The organism is Mycobacterium sp. TH-M82 (genome assembly GCF_057473605.1).
This window is the reverse complement of sequence record NZ_JBYCKY010000524.1, coordinates 1-2,795: the sequence shown is the minus strand read 5'-3', so window position 1 is coordinate 2,795 and position 2,795 is coordinate 1. Positions and strand designations below refer to the sequence as shown.

Sequence of the window (2,795 nt, the reverse complement as noted above, 5' to 3'; positions counted from 1 at the left end):
CTTCGCGGATCTCGTCTTTGATGCGTTCGAAGAACACCACAAACGAGTCGGCGGTGGTGCCGATGCCGATGATCAGACCGGCGATGCCGGCCAGGTCCAGGGTGTAGTTGATATACCTGCCCAGCAGCACCAGGATGCCGTAAACCATCGTGAAGGTGGCAACCAACGACAGCGCGGTGAGCACCCCCAGCACCCGGTAGTAGAGCAGCGAGTACACCAGCACCAGCGCCAGGCCGATCGCACCGGCGATCATGCCTGCCCGCAGCGACGTCAAACCGAGTGTCGCCGAAACGGTTTCGGCTTCCGACGACTCGAAGGACAGCGGCAACGACCCGTACTTCAACACGTTGGCCAGCTGGCGTGCGCTTTCCGCAGTGAAACCCGGTGCGGCGCCGGTGATCTGCGTTCGGCCGCCAGGGATGGCCTCCTGGATGGTCGGCGCGCTGACCACCTGCGAGTCCAGTGTGAACGCGGTCTGGGTGCCGATGTGGTCCGCGGTGTAGTCAGCCCAGATGTTGGCGGCGGCGCTTTTGAACTGCAGCTGGACGATGTAACCACCCTGACGCTGGTCCAGGCCGGAGCTGGCGTCGGCGATCTGGTCGCCGCTGATGATCGACGGGGCCAACAGGTAGGCCACCTGGTGGTCCGTTGAACACGTCACCAGCGGCAGGTCCGGGTCGTCGTTGCCGGCCAGGATGTCGTCCTGGTCGCAGCGGGTGGCCTGGATCTGCAGGGCGAAAGACTGCACCAGCCGGTTGTCGCTTTGGCGCAGCCTCCTTTCCGCCGCGATGCGGTCGGCGAGGCTGTGCTGCTGACCCGGCTGGCCGGGGGCGGGTGCCTCCGGAGCCGGCGCCGGCGGGGCGGGTTCCTCCGGGCCGGGTTCCTCCGGGGTGGGAGCCGGGGTGGGCTCCTGCGGGTACGGGCGCGGCTGCGCCGCGGGCGCCATCGGCTGTGGCACGGTTGCGCCTGCCGGGCCCTGGTCGGGTACGGGTGCGCCCGGCGGTCCGGGCAGCGGCTGCCCGGGGCCTCCCGGCAGCCCGGGCAGGCCGGGCTGCCCCGGACCGCTCGGCAGCCCGGGTAATCCCGGCAGTCCCGGCGACCCTGGCGACCCGATGCTGCCCTCCGACGCTTCTCGCGCCGGCACCGCCTGGATCACCGGCCTGATGTAAAGACGCGCGGTCTGGCCCAGGGTGCGGGCTTCGTTGCCGTCACTGCCCGGCACCGTGATGACCAGGTTGTTCCCGTCGACGACGACCTCCGAGCCGGACACCCCGAGCCCGTTGACCCGCGCACTGATGATCTGCTGCGCCTGGTTGAGCGATTCCCGGGTCGGCGCGGAGCCGTCGGGTGTGCGCGCGGTCAGCGTGACCCGGGTACCACCCTGCAGGTCGATCCCGAGCTTGGGCTCGGCCTTTTTGTCCCCGGTCAGAAACACCAACAGGTAGACGCCGATGAGCATGGCCAGGAACACCGACAGGTAGCGGGCAGGGTGCACCGGCGCAGAAGGCGATGCCACGTTGTCGAGTCTCCTCCGCTCAGTGCGCGATCCGCAGCCGCGCCGCGACCGGGCCGTCCTACCCCGCAAAGGGTACGTGCCGGTGTGCGACGCTCAGTCCTTGGGCGGGCCGTCAGCCTCGGCCAGCGCCTCCGTGACGTCCGCAGTGGCTTCCGCCGCACCGTCGGGCCCGTCGTCGGGATCGGCCTGCGGCTCGATCTTGTCCCGGATCGCCAGCTTCATCCAGGTCGTCACCACGCCCGGCGAAATCTCCAGGTCGACCGTGTCGTCGGTGATGTCGGTGATGATGGCCCGCAGCCCGGACGTGGTGTGTACCCGGTCCCCGACGCGCAGTGACTCGTGCAGGTCGATGGTGGCCTGCATCGCGCGCTTCTGCCGCCGGGACGCGAAGAACATGAACGCCGCCAAAACGACCAGCAGCGGCAAGAAGACGACCATGTTGTCCATAGCCCACCAGTGTGCCATTGCGGCCGGACCGGCCTTGACACGGCGGTGCGGCGGTGGCACAACCGAAGATGTGTCGCGGATCATCGACTCCGACCAGCACCTCTACGAGAGCCGTTCGCTGTGGGCCGACTACATCGACCCGCCCGCCCGCCAAGACGCGCTGAGCCTGGTCGACGATGCGCTGGGCTACACCTGGCTGACTTGGCGCGACACCCGCCTGAGCCTGGCCGACGTTCACCTGCCCGGCAACACCGCATCCTGTGGAGATCATCGCAGGCGCCAGCGGGCCGGCGAGGCTGCCTGCTACCGCTACGACGAGGCGCTCCCCGCCTCGTACTGGGAACCGGCGGCCCGGATCCGTTGGCTCGACCAGGCCGGCCTCGACGAGGCGGTGCTCTTTCCCAATTTCGGTCTGCTGTGGGAACGCCGCCTTTCGTCGTCGCTGCCCGCGCTGACCGCCAACATGGCGGCCTGGAACCGTTGGTGCGCACAAGTGCAGACCGAGGGGCGGGGGCGGCTGCATCCGGTCGCCCACCTGACATTGCGTGACCCGCTGTGGTTGCAGGACCAGCTCAAGTCGCTCGCCAACGCCGGGGTGAGGCTGGCCATGATCGCCGCCGGGTCGGTTAACGGCCGCGCGCTGTCGCACCCCGACCACGAGCCGATCTGGTCGGCGTTCGTCGATCACGCCATCACCCCGGTGTTCCACGTCGCCGACCAGGTGCGGCCCTTCGGGGACTGCTGGTATCAAGACGCGTCGGCGAGGGTTCTGGTGCCGGCCACCGAGGCGGTGTTTCTGTGGGTGCCGCCGGCGCTGGCGCTGAGCGATCTG

The 2,795-nt window shown here is 69.1% G+C and carries 3 protein-coding genes; 1 reads left to right on the top strand and 2 read right to left on the bottom strand.

Annotation, left to right across the window (positions count from 1 at the left end):
- Together secD and yajC are read right to left on the bottom strand one after the other, a co-directional pair.
- Nucleotides 1-1,516, bottom strand: a 1,516-nt coding sequence (gene secD / locus AC2VON_RS16150; RefSeq protein ID WP_486953861.1) for a protein translocase subunit SecD, incomplete at its 3' end; no start/stop codon positions are given.
- 93 nt (nucleotides 1,517-1,609) lie between these two features.
- Nucleotides 1,610-1,963 carry a preprotein translocase subunit YajC gene (yajC, locus tag AC2VON_RS16145; RefSeq protein ID WP_486953860.1) on the bottom strand — a complete coding sequence of 118 codons (354 nt, stop codon included), beginning with the start codon at nucleotides 1,961-1,963 and terminating at the stop codon, nucleotides 1,610-1,612.
- On the opposite strand from yajC, the gene AC2VON_RS16140 reads away from it, so the two are divergent.
- Nucleotides 1,953-2,795, top strand: an 843-nt coding sequence (locus AC2VON_RS16140; protein ID WP_486953859.1) for an amidohydrolase family protein, incomplete at its 3' end; no start/stop codon positions are given. The genes yajC and AC2VON_RS16140 overlap by 11 nt on opposite strands.